Genomic DNA, 17,839 nt, shown 5'->3' with positions numbered 1-17,839 from the left:
TCAGTGTCCGGAGGAAATCGGCGCGCCCGGACGGGGCGTCTTGAGCAACAGCGCCAGCGGCACGCAGCACAGCAGCGCGATGCCGAGGGCAAAAAAGGTTTCCGAGAACGTCATCACGGCAGCCTGGCGCGCGATCTCGCCGCTGAGTTGCGCGACGGCCTGCAATTGCGCATGCGCATAGTCACCGCCTTGCGCGACGAATCCCGCGATGGTCGATGACATATGGTCCTGCCCGATCGAACTGTTGGCCGTGACCGATTCGCGGATCACCGAGTCGTGGTACGCATTGCGGCGATCGATCAGCGTGCCGAGCAGCGCCAGCCCGATCGACCCGCCGAGGTTGCGCGCCATGTTATAGAGGCCCGCCGCATCACCGGCCTCATGCACGGCCACAGCCGCCATCGACGCCTGGTTCAGCGGCATCATCGCGAGGATCTGCCCGAAACCACGCAGCACCTGCGAGAACGTGAAATCGTGACCCACGCTATCCGCAGTCAATCCGATATCGAGCATGCAACTGCCGAAGAAACATACGAGTCCGGCAATAACCAGCCATCGGCTATCGAACTTGCCGAGGATACGTGGCAACACGGGCATCAGCAGGAAGGCAGGGATGCCCGAGATCAGCATGATGCCGCCCGCCTGCTCGGCGTTATAGCCGGCAATCGTCGAGAGAAACTGCGGCAGCAGGTACGACACGCCATACAGCCCTGCGCCCACCACCGACACAATCAGGATCACGCTCGCATAGCTCTTGTTGAGCAGCAGCCGCAGTCGCACGATGGGCTGCTTGGCCGTGAACTGGCTCACCAGCATCATCGACAAACCGATGGCCGACAACAACGACAGGTAAATGATGCTGTGCGATTCGAACCACTGCTCGCGCTGCCCTTCCTCCAGCACCACGGTCAGCGAACTGAGTCCGATGGCGAGTCCCACGATGCCGAGCCAATCGGCCTTGAAAAACGCTTCCACGTCCGCGCGTTCGGCCTTCAGTCCGAAGTACAGCAGCGGCACGAGCACAGCGGTGATCGGCAGGTTCAGGAAGAAGCACCAGCGCCAGTTGATGTTCTCGGCCAGCCACCCGCCCACCACGGGGCCAAGCAGCGGCCCGAGCAGTACGATCAGCCCGAACATCGACATGCCGATAGGCATCTGGTGGCGTGGCAACCGCGTACGCACGATGGTCTGCGCGGTCGGGATCATCGCGCCGCCGGCAAACCCCTGCCCGATCCGGCCGACGACCATCTCCGGCAGGCTATGGGCCATGCCGCACATCATCGAGAACGCGGTAAACAGCAGCGCGTTCCACATCAGGAACCGGCGCAGCCCGAACACACGCGTGAGCCACGCGGTCAGCGGGATGATCACGATCTCGGCCATCAGGTAGCCGGTGGACACCCAGGTGCCTTCCGTACCGGCCGCGCCGATCTGCCCCTGGATCTGGGGCAGCGCGGAGTTCGTGATCGAGATATCGAGGGTGGCCAGCAACGCGCCGAGCGAGCCTGCGGCCACGGCGATCCAGTCGGCCGCCGTGGCATTGGGAGGCTGCGCCGCCGGTGCCGCCGCCAGAGGATTGGCGGCGCCGGCTTCAGCCATGGGTGGCTCCGTTGGATGCCGCAGGCGCAGCAGCGGGCGCCTGCGCGCTGGCCGGGTGGAGTTCGCGCGTATCCACGTCGACCACGACCGACAGGCCCGGCACCAGCACCGGACGCGCTTCGTTCGGCACATCCACATGGATGCGTACCGGCACGCGTTGCACGATCTTGGTGAAGTTGCCGGTGGCGTTCTGCGCGGGCAGCAGCGCGAACTGCGAACCCGTGCCGGGCGAGAGACTATCGACCACGCCGTGCAGCGTCTCGCCGGACAGCGCGTCCACATGCAGCGTCACCGACTGGCCGGCACGCATGCGGCCCACCTGCGTTTCCTTGAAGTTCGCGGTCAGATACAGGTCCTGCACCGGCACCACGGTCAGCAGCCGGGTGCCCGGTTGCGCGAACTGGCCCACGCGCACGCCCTTGTCGGCCACGCGTCCGGCCGTGGTGGCGCGCACTACGGTGTCTTCGAGATCGAGCTTCGCCTTGCGCGCACTGGCCTCGGCCACTTCCAACTGGGCGCGGGCCTGCAACAGACGGGTCTGCAACGTCACGGTCTGGCTCTGCTCCACACGCAGCGCCGCTTCATTGGCGGCCAGCGTGGTGCCTGCGCGTGTCTGCGCATTGCGGAGTTCGGCGGTGCGCTCTTCGGTCTCCGCCCCGGTCTTGACGAGCGGCGCATAACGTTCCACTTGCGAAGCAGCGTAGCGGGCGTTGGCGCGGGCACCGTCCACCTCGGCGGCAGCCTGGGCGATGCGGGCTTTCTGCTGCTGCAGGTCGGCGTCGGCACGCGCCACATCAGCCTGGCGCGATGCCACGTTGGCTGTGGATTCGTCGAAGGCCGCCTGGTACTGGCGATTGTCGAGCCGCACCAGTTCCTGCCCGACCTTGACCTGCTGGTTATCGCGCACGTAGACCTCGGCCACGTAGCCGCTGACCTTGGGGGCGACGGTAATGCTGTCCGCCTGGATATAGGCGTCGTCCGTGGTTTCGATGAAACGGCCATGGACCCACCAGCGCACGCCATACGCCAGCGCGGCGGCGAGCAACAGTACGCCAAACCCAATCAGCAGCGTCTTGCGGCGCGAGGCGCGGGAGGAAGGACGGGAAGGCGTGGCATTGCCAGCGGGTACGGCCGGAGATGCAGAAGCGGGGGCGCTCATGGGAATCGGGGGGCGTTCAGACGGAGGGAGGACGGCGGTGCGTCCAGATGCGGCGCAATTATTCCACTTGGAAGAAATCTGTCAACTGATATATTTCAGGTTGTTCCCACGAAACCACCACGCACACCATGGCGAGACACCGCCCAGCAGCCGAAGGCGGCTACCAGCGCGGCGAAGAGACCCGCGCACGCATCATCGACGCCGCGCTGCGCCTATTTGCCGCGCATGGCTTCGATGGCGCCTCCACGCGCGACATCGCCCGCGCGGCCAACGTCAACGCCCCGGCGCTGCAGTACTACTTCGATAACAAGGAAGGCGTGTATCTGGCCTGCATCGACTATTTCGTCGAGCGGGCCTTCGCGCTGGTGGAAGATGTCGTCGTCAAGACCGAGGCCGATCTCGCGCGTCCCGACGTGACCGATGCCGAACTGATCGAGTCCTATCTGGCCCTGCAAGCCCGCTTTGCGATGTTCCTCTACGAATGCCCGGAAACGGACCACTGGCGCCAGTTCATGGCCCGGGAACGCGCGGGCCTGGGTCCACCGGCCGCCTTCGAGCGCATCGACGCCGGCATCAACCGCCGCCTGCTGGCACTGACCTCGGCAGTCATCGGCCGCCTGATCGGCCAGCCCGCTTCCGATGAAAACACGCGCATCCGCACCGTCGCCATCGACAGCCAGATTGCCGCCTTCAAGGTGATGCGCCGGCACATCCTGCGCGCGCTGGGCTGGGACGAGTATGGCGAGTCCGAGACGCAGCGGGTGCAGGACGTGCTGCAGGAGCACACGCGAATCCTGCTGCTGGGGCTGATTGCGCGACGCGATCAGCTACGCGCCCAGCAATCCCAAGAAATAGAGCAAAAACTCTAATCAGGCACGGATAGGCGATAGTCTCCTGCAATTTCCAATAAAAATCATAAGGTTAGCTGGACTGCAACGAAATCGCTGCGGTCTGCGCTGCGGCCAATTTTAGGAACTTTACGATTGCGTTCGATAAAAGTCCTTGTCTCTCTATCTAGTAGTAGATATTATTCAGTCCATGGAACGACGCAGTGCAGCAACCGCAGCGTTCCACGCAACACAAGACAGGCAGTACACGGAACCGGCAACGGTCTTTTTTCAGCGCAGGAAGTCTACCTATCAGTAGATAGCAGCTAAAGAGAGTCGAATACCGGAAGTCGCAAGAAACAGGCCCCGCGACCCACACAGACGAGATCGCCCGGCCATTGCAAGGAGAGCATCATGAACACCAAGACCATCCTGACCGCCGCCGCCCTCGCCGCCGCTTTCGTGACCGGCGCTGTGCAAGCCGCCCCCACCCAGCAAGCTGGCAACGTCTACGGCTACACCTACCGCGTGCAAGACCAACGCAACGCCTTCACCGATGGCGCGCGTCAAGGCCAGTTCGACACGTTCTCGGAAGGTGCACGCGTTGGCAAGGCCGACCCGTTCACCGACGGTGCCAAGGTTGGCAAGGCTGATCCGTTCACCGATGGCGCACGCATCGTCGCCGGTCTGGATCAAGTGGGTGTCTCGGCCAGCCCGGCCCGCAAGGTCGATCCGTACCTGGACGGCGCCCGTGGCGTGAACGAACCGCGTAGCCCGTTCTATGACGGCGCCCGTGCCCGCGACGTGTACACCGACGGCGCCCGCGCCTGAGATCCGCCGGATGCAGGCGGCCATCGTCAAGTAGCCGGAGTCCATGTGGGCTCCGGTTGAAAAACCTCTTTCGGAGTCCATCATGAGCTTCAAGAACAGCGCCCTGATCGTCAGCGGCTGGCTCGCTCTCACCGCAGCAAGCGGTGCAGCCGCCGCCCTGGTCGCCACCGCATTGCCGGTCTGACCGGCATGGCATCGCAGCAGAACGGGCCAGCCTATGCTGGCCCGTTCTGCGTTAACTGTTTTATCGCCCCTCGCGCGCCTGCAACAGGTGGATGAAATCGGTCAGCGCGAATGGCTTGCGCAGCGCCACCGCATTGGGCAACGCCGCGCGCTGCGGCGCAGTGAGCGCCACGTCGTAGCCGCTCAGGAAAATCACGCGCAACGCGGGCAGCAGCCGGCAGGCATCCATCGCCAGTTCCACACCGGATGCACCGCCCAGCCCCACATCGGTCAGCAAGACGTCGATGCCATTGCCCTGCAGGGCCACCATCGCCTCCGCCTCATTGCGGGCCTCGATCACCTCCATCCCGAACATCCGCATCAGTTCCGCCGTACTGGCGCGCACGAGGTCGTCATCTTCCACAAAGACGATGCGCTGGCTGGCGGGTTGCGGCGCCGGTTGCGTCGCCGGTTTCGTCGCCGGTTGCGGCGCTGGCTCCGGCACGGCCTGGAGCGGTTCCGCCGGCGCGGGGGGCAACCTGGCGCCGCCGCTCACCAGCATCTGCCGCACCTTGCGGGCCAGCGCCTCATGCGTGTACGGCTTGCTGAGCAGTTCGATGCCCGCGTCAAGCCGTCCGGTATGGACGATCACCGTATCCGTGTAGCCCGAGGTAAACAACACGGCAATGCCCGGCAGCCGCTCGCGCACCTTGCGCGCCATTTCCGGGCTGCGCATCGGCCCCGGCATCACCACATCGCTGAACAGCAGGTCCACCGGCACGCCGCTTTCGACGATGGCCAGCGCGCTGGCCGCATCGCGCGCCTTCAGCACCCGGTAGCCGAGGCTCGACAGCATCTCCACCACCGTGGCCCGCACGTCCTCGTCATCCTCCACGACGAGCACGGTTTCACTGCCGCCGCCCGCCGGTCCGGTGTCGATCTCGGTTTCCTCATCCTCGGCAGCGTGGGCGCGCGGCAGGTAGAGCCGCACCGTCGTGCCGTGCCCCACCTCGCTCTGGATCTTCACGTGGCCGCCCGACTGCTGCACGAAACCATAGACCATACTCAGGCCCAGTCCGGTGCCCTGCCCTTCGGGCTTGGTGGTGAAGAACGGCTCGAACACCTGCTCCTGGATCTCGGGTGGCATCCCGGCACCGGTATCGGTCACCGCCACCATCACGTACTGGCCCGGCGCCGCATCCACATGGCGGCGCGCATACGCATCGTCGAGCACGGCGTTGCCGGCTTCGATGGTCAGCTTGCCGTTACCGCTCATGGCGTCGCGCGCGTTGATGGCCAGGTTCAGCAGCGCGTTCTCCACCTGGAACGGATCGACCAGCGTATTCCACAGTCCGCCTGCGATCACGGTCTCGATTTCCACTTCGTCGCCCAGCGCACGGCGCAGCATGTCGTCGAGTCCGCGCACGAAGCGGCCCAGGTTGACCACCTTGGGCGCCAGCGGCTGGCGCCGTCCGAAGGCCAGCAGTTGCGATGCCAGCTTGGCGCCGCGTGCCACCCCGGCCAGCGCGTTGCGCACGCGCGCCTCCGAGCGGTCGTCGCCAGCCACATCGCGCGCCAGCAGTTGCAGGTTGCCGCCGATCACCTGCAGCAGATTGTTGAAATCGTGCGCCACGCCACCTGTGAGCTTGCCGATGGCCTCCATCTTCTGCGCCATCCGCAACGCCTCGTCGGCGTGACGTAATGCTTCGGCGGCATCCTTGTCGCTTGTCACGTCGCGGCCCACGCCATGAATGCGGCCCGTGACAGGGTCGATCGACAGCGTCCACGCCACCCAGCGGGTGGCGCCATCGGCGCGGAGCATGCGGCATTCGTGGCGTACCGGCAGCCCTTCGCGACGCAGCGCGATCATCTGCTCGGTCACATGGACCAGATCCTCGGGATGGACGAATGCCATGCACGTGCGGCCGAGCAGCCCGTCGAGCGCATGGCCCAGCGCGTGCTTCCATGACGGGCTGACGCGTTCCAGCATGCCGTCGGGACTGGCCACCATCAGCAGGTCCTCGCTGACGTCCCACAGCCGGTCACGGTCCGCAACGGTTTCTGCCACGCGCCGTTCGAGCGAATCGTTGATGTCGCGCAGTTCCTGCTGCACGCGATTGCGCAGTTGCGACAGCCGCAGGTTGCTGGCCACGCGTGCCACCAGTTCCCGCGCGCTGAACGGCTTGACGAGGTAGTCATCCGCACCGGACGCCAGGCCATCCACACGCGCTTCCTCGCCGGCCCGGGCCGACAGCAGCAGCACCGGCGTCTGACTCAGCACGGCATCGGCGCGCACCTCGCGCAGCAGACCGAACCCATCGAGGCGCGGCATCATCACGTCGGAGACGATCAGCGCCGGACGATGGGCGCGGGCGAGAATCAGCGCTTCCTCGCCGTCGCCCGCCGTGAAAACGCTGTGCCCCGCCAGCCGCAGGATGCGCTGCATGTAGTCCCGCAAATCGGCGTTGTCGTCCACCACGAGCAGGCGTCCGGTCACGCCATCGGCTTCAGGCGCGGGGGCCTCGAGGTCCTGCGCGATGGCGGCTCCCGCCGCTGGCGTCCATCGCATGGCTTCTTCCACATAGGCCAGCGCCTGCACGCTTGTCGATGCAGGTTGTGCGGATTGCACCGTCATCGGCTGGCGAGCGCCCGGCGGCAATCTCACGCGAAAGCGCGTGCCTTTGCCGGTTTCACTTTCCACCTCGATCATGCCGCCATGCAGCCTCACCAGTTCCTGCACCATCGCCAGCCCGATGCCGCTTCCTTCTATCGACCGGCCCACCGCACCCGCCACGCGATGGAACCGCTCGAACAGGCGCGGCAGTTCCTCGGCGGGAACACCGATACCCGTGTCCTGGATATCGAGCACCACCTCGCCCGCTGCGTCGGTGTGCAGCGATACGGCGATGGTGCCGGCATAGGTGAACTTGTACGCGTTGGACAACAGGTTCAGGACGATGGACTCCCACATGTCGCGATCCACGGTCACGGCATCGGGTATCGGCGGGCAATCGACATCGAGCCGCATGCCGGCCGATTCGATGGCCGAGCGGAACAACGACGCCAGCTCGGCGGTGAAGGCCGACAGGTCCGTGGGCAGCGCATGCATCTGCACGCGCCCCGCCTCGATCCGCGAGAAATCGAGCAGCGCATTGACCAGCTTCAGCAGACGCAACCCATTGCGATGCGTGATTTCCAGCAACGGGCGGTCCGCCTGCGCGCCGCTGCGGGCCAGCATTTCTTCGAGCGGCCCGAGCATCAGCGTCAGCGGCGTGCGAAATTCATGGCTGATATTGGAGAAGAACGTGGTCTTGGCGCGGTCGATCTCGGCCAGCGCCTCGGCGCGCCGGCGCTCTTCCTCGTAGGCCTGCGCATGGCTGACCGCCTGCCCGATCTGCCCGGCCACGAGGTCCAGGAAGGCGCGATAGCGGTCGCCGAACAGCCGGCATGGATTGAGTCCAACGATCAGCACGCCATTGCGCGATGTCTCGCCCGAGGTCAGCACCGGTAGCAGCGCTGCCTCGCGCGGCGCAAACTGCCATGCGCCACCGGGCAGCGATACGGGAAAGCGCGTGGCGAGGTCCGTGACATGCAGCGTCTCGCCATCGCGTATCACCACGCCACCCGGCCACGGCGCATCGGCATGCAGGTCGAGGGTCTCCGGCGCTGCCGCATCGCCCGCCTCGATGCCCACGCTACCGGCCAGCACAAGCTTGTCCGTGCCACGGTCGGCCAGGTAAAGCAGCGCGAACGGCAGGTCGTAAGGATTGGCGCGCAACGCGCCCAGGCTGAGCCGGCATGCCTCGGCCCCGGTACGCGCATTCACGGCGGACGACGCCACTTCGCGCAGCAAGTTCAACTGGCGCTCGGCCACCACGCGCTCGGTATCGTCGCTGTTCGCGCAGATCATGCCGCCCGTGCCGCCATGGTCGTCCGGCACCGGGCTGTACGAGAACGTGTAGTACGTCTCTTCCGGATAGCCGTTGCGCTCCATGATCAGCAGCTTCTGCTCGACGAAGGTGCCCTCGCCGCCAATCATCACGGTATCGAGCAACGGGCCGATCTCGCTCCAGATCTCGTGCCACACCTGCGCGGTGGGCTGGCCCAGTGCATCGGGATGCCGGCCACCGATGATCGCCTTGTAGGGGTCGTTGTAGAAGAAGCGCAGGTCCTGGCCCCAGCCGATCCAGATGGGCTGCCGCGAGGTCAGCATGATGCGAACGGCCGTTTTCAGGCTCTGGGGCCAATGGATGGGTTCTCCAAGCGGCGTGGTCCGCCAGTCGAACTGGCGGATCAGGGCACCCATCTCGCCGCCACCGGCGAGAAAGGGAGGTGTTTCACCATATTGGCTGTCCGACGGCTGGCTACCGTCTGCTGCTGTCATGACAATGTCTCCCCGTACGCTTCCAACACGCAGGCCAGCACGATTCTCCATGGCAACTCACACGCCAGCAAGCGCCGCGCCTGTATCCGGCATGTATCCGCCCGGTCTCGCCGCCGGTGCGCCGTGCGGCGTTTTTCCGCCGTATAGTTCTTCATACCGTTCGCCATCCTGTCCCGTCCGTTCCGCTCATCGGCATCCCGCACATGTTTATGGTCGATACCCCGGTTCACTATCTGATCTCCGCCGCGCTCACCGCGGCCCTGACAGTGCTTTGCGTCGGCATCCACTACGAAGCCCTGAAGCTGATTTCGTCGTTTCATCCCAAGCGGCTGAGCGGCAATCTCAACATTGGCGCGGTGATCCTGCTGATCATCGTGACGCACTGCGTCGAAGCCATCGTCTTCAGCCTCGGCTACTGGCTCGGCACCCATGTCCTGCCCATCGGCCGCCTCAGCGGCATGCGGGAGCATGGCGCCATCGCCTATATCTATTTCTCGCTGGAAACCTTCACGACGCAGAGCATCGGCGACATCATCCCTGTCGGACCCATACGGCTGCTGGCGTCGGTCCAGCCGCTGGTGGGGCTGATCCTGATCGGCTGGTCCACCTCGTTCACGTTCCTGATCATGCGGCGAGACTGGCGCGGCGATGACGAAGAGCGGCTGGAGACGCACTGACCCGCATGCGATGGTAGGCAAGGCGGGCACGCAACGGAATCGGCGTCCTTCCTACACGGTTGTGGGAATCCGGGAAGTTGTCGGCAGCCGGCTTCGGTGAAAAGATAAGTTGCCGCCGCCCCGCCAACGACGCAATAGCTTTGGCCGGGGGAACAAGAAGATGAAAACGACCGGAGAAACCCAGTGTCGACCACGCCGGAATTCCACGCCGCCACGCCGCCCGACCACCCTTCCACCACATCCACCCCACCGTGGGTAACCCTGATCCGCCGCATCGTCACGCTCCAGGCACTGGCCCTGGGCATGCTTGCGGCCCTGGCCATGCTGACCGCGCCCCGCGTGCATGCGCAAACCCCCGCGCCGCTGGCCGAGTGGCAATACTCGGTGGGCGTGCCGCTGGAAAAGATGTTCGAGGGCGAGCAGCAGGGCTGGGATGTGCGCGTGGGCGCCGCGGTCAGCGTCCGGCCACGCTACGAGGGCACCACGAACTACTTCATCCTCGGCGGACCGGTCATCGACGTGCGCTACGGAGACAAGTACTTTCTCTCCACCGGCGAGGGTCTGGGCTGGAACATCGTCCATACGGGCAACTTCCGCGCCGGCGTGGCGCTGACCTACGACCTGGGCCGGCGCGAGAAGAAAGACCATGAACACCTGGGCGGGCTCGGCAATATCGGCATGGCGTTTGAAACCAAGGTGTTTGCCGAATACGCGGTGTCGAAGGAATTCCCGCTGGTCATCCGCGCGAACATCCGGCGCCAGTTCGGCGGCGCCAACGGCGTGATTGGCGATATCGGCGCCTATCTGCCGCTACCGGGCAGCAGCGAGAAATTCTTCTGGTTTGCCGGACCCACCGTGACGTTTGCCGATTCCGCCTACATGGGCCGCTGGTACGGCGTCACAGCCGAACAGTCGGCGCGCTCCGGATTGCCGCAACATCGCGCAGGCGCCGGCATCAAGTCTTACGGCGGCGGCATCTCCGCCATGTATTTCTTCAACAAGCACTGGTTCACCACAGCCGACGTGGGCATGTCCGCGCTGGTGGGCGACGCGCGCAGCAGCCCGGTCACCTCGCGCTCCACAAGCTGGACCGGCGATATCTCGGTCAACTACCAGTTCTGATCCGCACGGATTCGCTTGCCCCGTCGCCCGGTCACTCCATCGGGCGACGCAGATACCCCTCCACCACCCGCTTCAGTCCGGGCAGCTTGCCGGTGAAGAAGTGTCCCGCGCCGGGCAGCACCACCACCGGCAATTCCTGCGGCCGTGCCCAGTTGAGCACGTTGGCCAGCGGCACGCGTTCATCGTGCTCGCCATGCACCACCAGCGCATGGGCGGGCACGGTGGGCGTGTCATAGGACAGCGTCGGGGACAGTGCGCCGGCAGGCATGCCTGACAGGATCACGTGAGCAATGGAAACGCCCCCTTCCGTCAGTTGCTGCACCGCACGCGTCTGGACGAAGGCGCCAAACGAAAATCCGGCCAGCGCCAGCGGCAATCCGGGTCGCTCGGCCTGCAGATGCCGGATGACTGCCAGCACATCGTCCGTTTCGCCGTTGCCGTCGTCGTAGCTGCCTTCGCTCTGGCCCACGCCGCGGTAATTGGGACGCAGCGTGGCAAATCCATGCGCCTGCAGCGTGCGGGCCAGCAATTGCGGAATCTTGTGCTCGGCGCTGCCACCCTGCGCCGGATGGGGGTGCGCCACCACGGCAATGCCGCGCGGCGCGCCCTCGGGTAAATCGACAAGCGTTTCGATTTGCCCGGCGGGACCGGCAATGAACTGGCGGGAGGAAGCGGAGGTCGTGAACGAGGAAGACATCGACGAAGACGTGGGGGCAACTGCGGTGGAAGAAGCGACGGAAACAACCGCCATGACAATCCGTGTTGTCGTGTGCGTCCGCAGCATACCCGCAGCCGGACCCGGCCCGCAACGTCCCGCGCGTGCTCCGTGGCCCGGCCATGCGATCCCGATGCGTCAGTGCTGATGGTCTGCCTTGATGACCGAAGCAATTTCCTGGCGTCGGACGCTGACCACATCGTCCAGTTCCAGCCCCTCCGCCACGACGAGCATTTCGGCGCCCCGGCCAATGGCGTAGATCACGCCGTACCAGAGATCCGGCCCCGCCACGGCGTTCAGGCGGATGCTGAATTCGGTTTCCAGGTCCTGGCTGTAGACGGTGACCAGGTCACCCACTTCGGGCATGTCCGCTGCGTCTTCCAGCGGAAACTCCCGGGCCGCCACGGTGAGCGGCGTTTGCGCAATGCCGCGCGCGAACCTCGCCTGCATCGTCCTCTCCTGCGCGTTGTACCCCATGTAAGGATATAAGCGCGGTCTGAAAAGGCACGGAAAACCTGCGGCGTGGCCCGATGCAAGTTATCGCGGCGTCTCACGCCACGCCGCCCTCTTCATACCTCACCACTGGTAGCGCACGCCAAGTTGGCCCGCAATGCTTTCATATCCTCCGTTGCCGTACTGGTAGCCCAGGTGTCCCCAGACACGCCAGCGCGCGGACAGCGGCGCCTGTGCCCCCACCTTCACCTCCACGCGATCGCCGGGGCCGTCCTGCGCGACCACCACGTTGTTGAAGGCCACCGCGTTGGCCCGCGTGTTGTGCCACCAGTTCAGTTCGAGGAACGGCATCCACGCCGGGTCATCCGGCGTCTCCGGCGCGTGAAACAGCCGCGCGCCCAGCCGCGTCATCCATCCTCCGCTGCTGCGGCTCTGCACAACGGTGCCGTTGTTCTCGACATGGTCATCCGCCGAATAGTCGGTGTAGAGCACCTGCACCTGCGGCACAAGGTGGACGGTGCCAATCGACGTCTGGCCCACCGGCAGCATCCAGCCGCCTTCGATCGATCCGGTCCACACGCGACTGCTGTAGGTCTCGTTGCCCAGCGCGCCACCCTTCACCGTATTGTCGAAGCGGCTGTAGTGGAACCACGTGTCGATGTAGGGGCCGCCATTGCCCACGGCGTTTGCCCCCGCATCGCGGTGCCACGTGCCATAGAGTCCGGCGCCGCCGCCGTTGACCGTACCGCGCGCCGCGTTCGGATTGTTGCGCGCCGAGGTATGGGTAGTGGCGGTGCCATAGCCCACCATCACACCACCCTGCAGGATTCCGTAAGGCGATGCGTAGTGCAGCAGGTCCACGCCGGCCTGCGCCAACGCGCTGTCCGCCGACCCCGCCAGGCGGCCCTGCGCGGCATTGCCATCCGCATGGCCGCCCGTCACGCGTGCCCAGCCAATCGACGCCCGCGCAGCGGTTCCGTCAGGCCCCGTCACGGCACGGCTCGGATCGGGGAGGCCGACCCGGTCGTACAGCGTATGCACGAACATTCCTTGCGCCACGTTCTGGTTGGTCAGCCACGTCCCTGGCTCCGGACGCGGCACGGGTGGCGCACTGCCGTCCGAACTGCGCAGATACCAGCTTCCATCGCCGGGCGAGTCGACGCTGCCCTGGTACAGCTGGTACTCATACGCGCCGCCCACCACGCGGCCATCGAGCGCGAACAGGCCATTCGACTGCCCATCCACCTGCACGATCCGGATGCCATTCTGTGTTTCCGCGCCACCGCCCCCGGCATTGAGGATAGTGACCCGTGTCTGCCCCGCCGTATTCCCGCGCACGATCAATCGATCGGTTGCCGAGGTATCGCCGCCCAGCGCCGTATAGAGCGTCAGCCGGCCATTGTTGCCGGTGTAGTCGCCGTTGACGGTCAGCGTGCTGGCCGGCACCGGCGAACCCATGCGAATTTCCCCGCTGTTGACGAGCGCACCGCCAATCGTGAATCCGCCTGCGGGCCGGCTCTCGAAACCGGGCGCGGCGTCGGCCACGGCCAGCAGCCCGTTGTTGACCACCGCGCCCCCGACGCTGCCATAGCCGCCGAAGATGGCGCCCGGTGCCACGGTCACCTGGGAGGTACCGGACAGGCGCCCATCTCCGTCGAGCAGCAGCGTTCCCGCGCTCACTGTGGTGGGGCCGGTGTAGGGGCTGTCTGCCGTCAGCGTCAGCGTGGCGGGACCGGCCTTGTTCAAGCCGCCGCTGCCGGAGATAGTTCCCGCGTACGCGCCGTCGCTTGTATAGCTAGCGGTCAGCATGCCGCTGCCAAGCGTCACGGCGCCTGCACCCGCCATCTGGTTGACCTGTTGGTCAAAGCCGTCGAGATCGAACGTGGCACCGTCTGCAATCGACAGTTGCGCGCTGGCCGCGATCACGTTCGCCGCGCCCGCGCGCAGGGTTCCGGCATTGAGCCACGTGGCGCCGGAATAGCCGTTGGCCTTCGATAGCTGCAGCGTGCCGGGGCCGGCCTTGGTCAGCGTGCGGCCATCCCAGCCCGTGGCGGCATTGGCAGGCTGGTCGATCAGGCGCGCGTCCACATCGAAGGACCCCTCGGCTACATCGAGCGTGAAGACGCCATTCGCAGTTTCCGGCCGCGTGCTATGCAACGCGTACCACGCCAGTCCTACCCCCACCACAAAGGTGCTGGACGCGTAGCTCGATGTCAGGACCAGGTAGTCGGGTTCCTGCGCCTGACCGCCGATATGGATCGACTGGAATGCCCCGGTGAGCCCGCCCGGCGTGGTGGTGTGGATCACGTTCAGCGCGGTCGAGGCCAGTTCTTGGACCGAGGCTTCCGCCGGTGCCGTAAAGCCCACCAGATTGAATTTGGCAGCCGGCCCGATCACCGCCGTGCCTGCCGTGATGGAAGGCATATCGTGACGCGCCACCACATCAAGCGTGCCATCGACGCTGAAGCGGTTGCCCACCTGCAGTGCCGCCTGGCCGCCGACTCCCAGTGTGGCACCCGCCGCAGTGGAAACATCGCCGCTCACGACAACGTTTCCAGAGCGTGCAAACCCCAGCACGCCGGCATCGACTGCGATGTTGCCCTGCGTCGATCCCACACCCTCCAGGATCACCGCCCCGGGACCACTCTGGCGCAGCGTGCCCGTGCCACTCAGCACGGCAGTAGTCACCACGTTGTCGCTCCGCCGGAAGACCAGCGTGCCGTCGTTGGCGATATTGCCCGACACCATGCCCGAGGCGCCGCCACCGCCCAGCGTCAGTTGCGCGCCGTTGTCGATGGTGGTGCCCCCGCCGCCCTGCTGGGTCACGGTGCCCGTCAGCGTCAGGTTGCCCATCACATGCAGCGCATCGGCGCCCGCCCCGCCGAGCACCGCGTTGCCGGACAGCGTCCAGTTGCTGCCGGCCTGCGCGGTGAGCGACGCAAAGCCATTGCCTTCCGTTGCGTTGAAATCGCTGTCCTCCGCCCCGGTGCCGGTCAGGCCAATCGTGTTGCCGCTCCCCTGGCTCTGGATCGCCACGTTGCCGGCCCCATCGAGCCTGGAGGCCCCGTCCAGCACCACGCTGTTGTTGCCGCCCAGCAGCAGGATGGCCGGCGCGCCCTTGCTGACGATGCTTCCGCTGTTCGTGACCGATCCGTTCTGCACCAGTTCGATAGCGGCGTGGTTGTCGCCATCGATCACGCCAGTGGGCATATTGACGATGCTGACGGCGTTCGACGTCGTGCTCTGGATACCGCCCTGGTAGCCGTAGATCGTTCCCATGTTTTGAATGTTCGCCGGCCCCGCCATCAGGATGATGCCCTTGCCATACGTGGGATGGCCAACGCCGGAACTGATCAGGCCGCTCTGGTAATTGATGATCGAGACCGTCCCGACAGTGTCGAGGTAAATGCCGTCGGCACTGCTCATGACACTGCCACTGGGCCCCTTGTTCAGCGTGCCGTAATTCTCGATCGTGCCCGAGGCACCGCTGCCGAAATGGATCGCGTGGCTGGATTTCACACTGATATCGCCGTAATTGACCACGCTGCTGCTACCGGCGCTGCCTTCCATGGAGACGCCGTATGTCTTGCCGTCCACCAGTCCCGAGGCCTGGTTGATGAAGGTCCCCTCCGCCTTGAAACGCACGCCCGTCGCGGCGCTCTGGTCTGACGACGTCAACGACCCCGCATTGGTCAGCGTGGCGCCGGGCTGCCCCTGGATGACCACGGCATCGCCGGCTCCCGACACGATCGAAGTGCCGGCCGCCACCTCATAGGCGGAGTCGTTCGAGAACGACTGCTGCGTGGTACCCGACGTAATGACGGTCACCGCCGATGCCGCCGGCGAAAACATCAACAGCACCGCACCATAGATTCCGCTACGTTGAAGCCCACCCGGCATGGGCGTCCCGCACTTCGCTGGCATGCTTTTCATGGGATTTTCCACCCCTGGTTTTCCGGCTGCTTACGGAACGATTTTCTGGATAATCAGATAATCAACTTAAAATAATTCCACTTTGTCGGATTATCACTACCACCTCCCTTTCCGATATGACGATCCAGTTATTTCTATATCAACGCAATGGATTATCCAACCCATTTTCGGAGGGTTATCAGACAGGGCGCGCAGATAATACCGATGCAGAATTCAATGGATCAGCGGAGATGTTTCCGGCAGGCGTTGCCCCGGGCAAACACCCCCCTTCCTAGTGCACGCGGCGTAACGTGGCTCTGGCAAAATGCGTGTCGATGAGTCAACGCTATTCCCCCATGTTCCTGTCGGGCCAGGTCTACAGCGCCCCGCGCTGGCGCTTCACGCGCTGGATAGCGGAGCCCGGTCGCGACGTACCCGCGGAGATCCGTGCGGCCCTGGTGGGTAGCCTGTTCGGTACGCTGTCGATCTTCTTCGGCGGCATTCTCAACACCCTGATGGTGGCCACGGTCATCGCCCTCCATCTGCGCCGGCCCGAGTTCATGGCATGGCTGGCGCTGGAAGCGGCCATCTGCGCGCTGCGCGTCGTCGTGCTGTTCGCGGCCCGCCGCGCGGCGCGCGAGCATCGCCCCACGCTCACGGACTGGCACATCGCGCTGACCCTGGCGTGGGCCGCCAGCGTGGGCGGCGGGGCGTATCTCAGCGTGCTCAGTGGCGACTGGCTCAGCGCGGCCATGGCGTGCCTGTCCGCTGCCGCCATGTGCGGCGGCATCTGTTTCCGCAACTACGGCGCACCGCGCATGACGGCGATGATGATCCTGCTGACGCTGGGTCCGATCTGCGTGGGCGCGCTACAGGCCCACGAGCCCGTGTTCCTGCTGACGCTGCTGCAATTGCCCGTGTACGTATTCAGCATGACCAGCGCTTCGTTCCGCATGAACGCGATGGTGGTGGCCACCATGCGCTCCGAGCGCGAAAACGCCCACCGCGCCCGGCACGATTCCCTGACCGGCCTGCTGAACCGTTCCACGCTACTGGCCGATATCCGCGAAGCCAGCGCCCAGCGCATGGCGGCAGGGCGATTCCTGACCCTGCTCTATATGGATCTGGATGGTTTCAAGCCCGTCAATGACTCCTATGGCCATGGCAGCGGCGACGAGTTGCTGGTGCGGGTGGGCGAGCGGCTGCGGGGCGCCGTGCCAGGGCGCGGGCTGGTCTATCGCATCGGCGGCGACGAATTCGTCATTGTGCTGCGCAACGAAAGCGAGCAAAGCGTGCAGTCTCTGGCCAACGACCTGTTGCGCGAAGTCAGTACGCCCTATGTACTATCCAGCGGCCACCACGCCCGGCTGGGCGTCAGCATCGGCATCGCCCACGTGCGCCCCGACGGCCTGACCGCCGACGACATCCTCCACCTGGCCGACCGCGCCCTGTACCGGGCCAAGGCCCAGGGCAAGGGGCAATTCCAGTTCGCAACGGCCGACGACTGAGAGGCATTCCGCCCCGCCTTTGCCCTCTCCCCTGCACACCATCGTGCGATCTCGAAAATATTTACTTCAGTAACCAAAAAGTCTGATGGCCTATCGGGGTCATTGATCAATACGATGTGACTTGTCGCATTTCATCTGCGATAGTTGGCCGGACTTCCACGCATTCAGTCAGAGTTTGACCTCCGAATGCTGCCCGGAAAGTCCGAAGGCCGGCCGGCAATCTCCTGCACATTGCCAGACCCACAAACGTCCAGGCGTGGTCCATCGAGGCCACGCCACCGCAAGAGGAACCCAACATGAACAAGCTCACGACCGCTTTCGGCGCGCCCGTCGTCGACAATCAGAACATCCAGACGGCCGGCCCGCGTGGTCCCGCCCTGCTGCAGGATGTCTGGTTCCTGGAGAAACTGGCCCACTTCGACCGCGAGGTCATCCCCGAGCGCCGCATGCACGCCAAGGGTTCCGGTGCCTATGGCACGTTCACCGTCAC

General features: G+C 65.2%; 12 protein-coding genes. 6 read left to right on the top strand and 6 right to left on the bottom strand.

All coding sequences use genetic code 11. The annotated features are described in order from the left end of the window. Complete coding sequence (locus tag FFS21_RS26250; protein WP_137927618.1) at positions 1 to 1,599, bottom strand: MDR family MFS transporter; 1,599 nt, start codon at positions 1,597 to 1,599, stop codon at positions 1 to 3. Next, on the bottom strand, positions 1,592 to 2,758 hold the full coding sequence (locus tag FFS21_RS26245) for an HlyD family secretion protein (protein WP_137927617.1): 1,167 nt from the start codon (positions 2,756 to 2,758) through the stop codon (positions 1,592 to 1,594). Before FFS21_RS26245 ends, FFS21_RS26250 begins: the two co-directional genes overlap by 8 nt. Before the next feature lie 128 nt (positions 2,759 to 2,886). Between FFS21_RS26245 and FFS21_RS26240 the strand changes: the two genes are divergently transcribed. Beyond that, positions 2,887 to 3,627 (top strand): CerR family C-terminal domain-containing protein, encoded by a 741-nt coding sequence (locus FFS21_RS26240; RefSeq protein ID WP_137927616.1) that lies wholly within the window; start codon positions 2,887 to 2,889, stop codon positions 3,625 to 3,627. 372 nt (positions 3,628 to 3,999) lie between these two features. After that, complete coding sequence (locus tag FFS21_RS26235; RefSeq protein WP_137927615.1) at positions 4,000 to 4,416, top strand: copper resistance protein CopQ; 417 nt, start codon at positions 4,000 to 4,002, stop codon at positions 4,414 to 4,416. Between the two features lie 244 nt (positions 4,417 to 4,660). Here FFS21_RS26235 and FFS21_RS26230 read toward each other — a convergent pair whose 3' ends face one another. Beyond that, the gene (locus tag FFS21_RS26230; protein WP_249359665.1) at positions 4,661 to 8,962 is read right to left on the bottom strand and encodes a response regulator; all 4,302 of its coding nucleotides are present in this window, start codon (positions 8,960 to 8,962) and stop codon (positions 4,661 to 4,663) included. A gap of 209 nt (positions 8,963 to 9,171) precedes the next feature. Between FFS21_RS26230 and FFS21_RS26225 the strand changes: the two genes are divergently transcribed. Continuing rightward, positions 9,172 to 9,639 (top strand): ion channel, encoded by a 468-nt coding sequence (locus tag FFS21_RS26225; protein WP_137927632.1) that lies wholly within the window; start codon positions 9,172 to 9,174, stop codon positions 9,637 to 9,639. 303 nt (positions 9,640 to 9,942) lie between these two features. Then, entirely contained in the window at positions 9,943 to 10,761 is an 819-nt protein-coding gene (locus tag FFS21_RS26220) for a MipA/OmpV family protein (RefSeq protein WP_137927631.1), read from the top strand. A gap of 31 nt (positions 10,762 to 10,792) precedes the next feature. Here the strand turns inward: FFS21_RS26220 and FFS21_RS26215 are convergent, their stop codons facing one another. The 3 genes from FFS21_RS26215 to FFS21_RS26205 form a co-directional block, all read right to left on the bottom strand. Continuing rightward, entirely contained in the window at positions 10,793 to 11,458 is a 666-nt protein-coding gene (locus FFS21_RS26215) for an alpha/beta hydrolase (RefSeq protein ID WP_137927630.1), read from the bottom strand. Between the two features lie 156 nt (positions 11,459 to 11,614). After that, positions 11,615 to 11,926 carry a hypothetical protein gene (locus FFS21_RS26210; protein ID WP_137927614.1) on the bottom strand — a complete coding sequence of 104 codons (312 nt, stop codon included), beginning with the start codon at positions 11,924 to 11,926 and terminating at the stop codon, positions 11,615 to 11,617. Between the two features lie 126 nt (positions 11,927 to 12,052). Further along, positions 12,053 to 15,862: an autotransporter outer membrane beta-barrel domain-containing protein gene (locus tag FFS21_RS26205; RefSeq protein WP_249359663.1), complete on the bottom strand. Its 3,810-nt coding sequence runs from the start codon at positions 15,860 to 15,862 to the stop codon at positions 12,053 to 12,055. Positions 15,863 to 16,176: 314 nt separating this feature from the next. On the opposite strand from FFS21_RS26205, the gene FFS21_RS26200 reads away from it, so the two are divergent. Both FFS21_RS26200 and FFS21_RS26195 read left to right on the top strand, forming a co-directional pair. Then, positions 16,177 to 17,349, top strand: a complete 1,173-nt coding sequence (locus FFS21_RS26200) for a GGDEF domain-containing protein (RefSeq protein WP_249359661.1) — start codon at positions 16,177 to 16,179, stop codon at positions 17,347 to 17,349. A gap of 296 nt (positions 17,350 to 17,645) precedes the next feature. Continuing rightward, the coding region (locus FFS21_RS26195; RefSeq protein ID WP_137927613.1) for a catalase at positions 17,646 to 17,839 on the top strand (194 nt) is incomplete at its 3' end.

Origin of the sequence: Cupriavidus sp. 2SB, from assembly GCF_005503625.1 — a bacterium.
Classification (GTDB): domain Bacteria; phylum Pseudomonadota; class Gammaproteobacteria; order Burkholderiales; family Burkholderiaceae; genus Cupriavidus.
The sequence above is the reverse complement of the archived record's forward strand: the minus strand, read 5'-3'. Positions and strand labels throughout refer to the sequence as shown.

Bases quoted from the DNA above. Each gene is read 5' to 3' on its own strand.
- FFS21_RS26215 (WP_137927630.1), bottom strand. From the start codon at position 11,458: ATGTCTTCCTCGTTCACGACCTCCGCTTCCTCCCGCCAGTTCATTGCC.
- FFS21_RS26235 (WP_137927615.1), top strand. From the start codon at position 4,000: ATGAACACCAAGACCATCCTGACCGCCGCCGCCCTCGCCGCCGCTTTC.
- FFS21_RS26220 (WP_137927631.1), top strand. From the start codon at position 9,943: ATGCTTGCGGCCCTGGCCATGCTGACCGCGCCCCGCGTGCATGCGCAA.
- FFS21_RS26240 (WP_137927616.1), top strand. From the start codon at position 2,887: ATGGCGAGACACCGCCCAGCAGCCGAAGGCGGCTACCAGCGCGGCGAA.
- FFS21_RS26230 (WP_249359665.1), bottom strand. From the start codon at position 8,962: ATGACAGCAGCAGACGGTAGCCAGCCGTCGGACAGCCAATATGGTGAA.
- FFS21_RS26250 (WP_137927618.1), bottom strand. From the start codon at position 1,599: ATGGCTGAAGCCGGCGCCGCCAATCCTCTGGCGGCGGCACCGGCGGCG.
- FFS21_RS26225 (WP_137927632.1), top strand. From the start codon at position 9,172: ATGGTCGATACCCCGGTTCACTATCTGATCTCCGCCGCGCTCACCGCG.
- FFS21_RS26245 (WP_137927617.1), bottom strand. From the start codon at position 2,758: ATGAGCGCCCCCGCTTCTGCATCTCCGGCCGTACCCGCTGGCAATGCC.
- FFS21_RS26205 (WP_249359663.1), bottom strand. From the start codon at position 15,862: ATGAAAAGCATGCCAGCGAAGTGCGGGACGCCCATGCCGGGTGGGCTT.
- FFS21_RS26200 (WP_249359661.1), top strand. From the start codon at position 16,177: ATGAGTCAACGCTATTCCCCCATGTTCCTGTCGGGCCAGGTCTACAGC.
- FFS21_RS26210 (WP_137927614.1), bottom strand. From the start codon at position 11,926: ATGCAGGCGAGGTTCGCGCGCGGCATTGCGCAAACGCCGCTCACCGTG.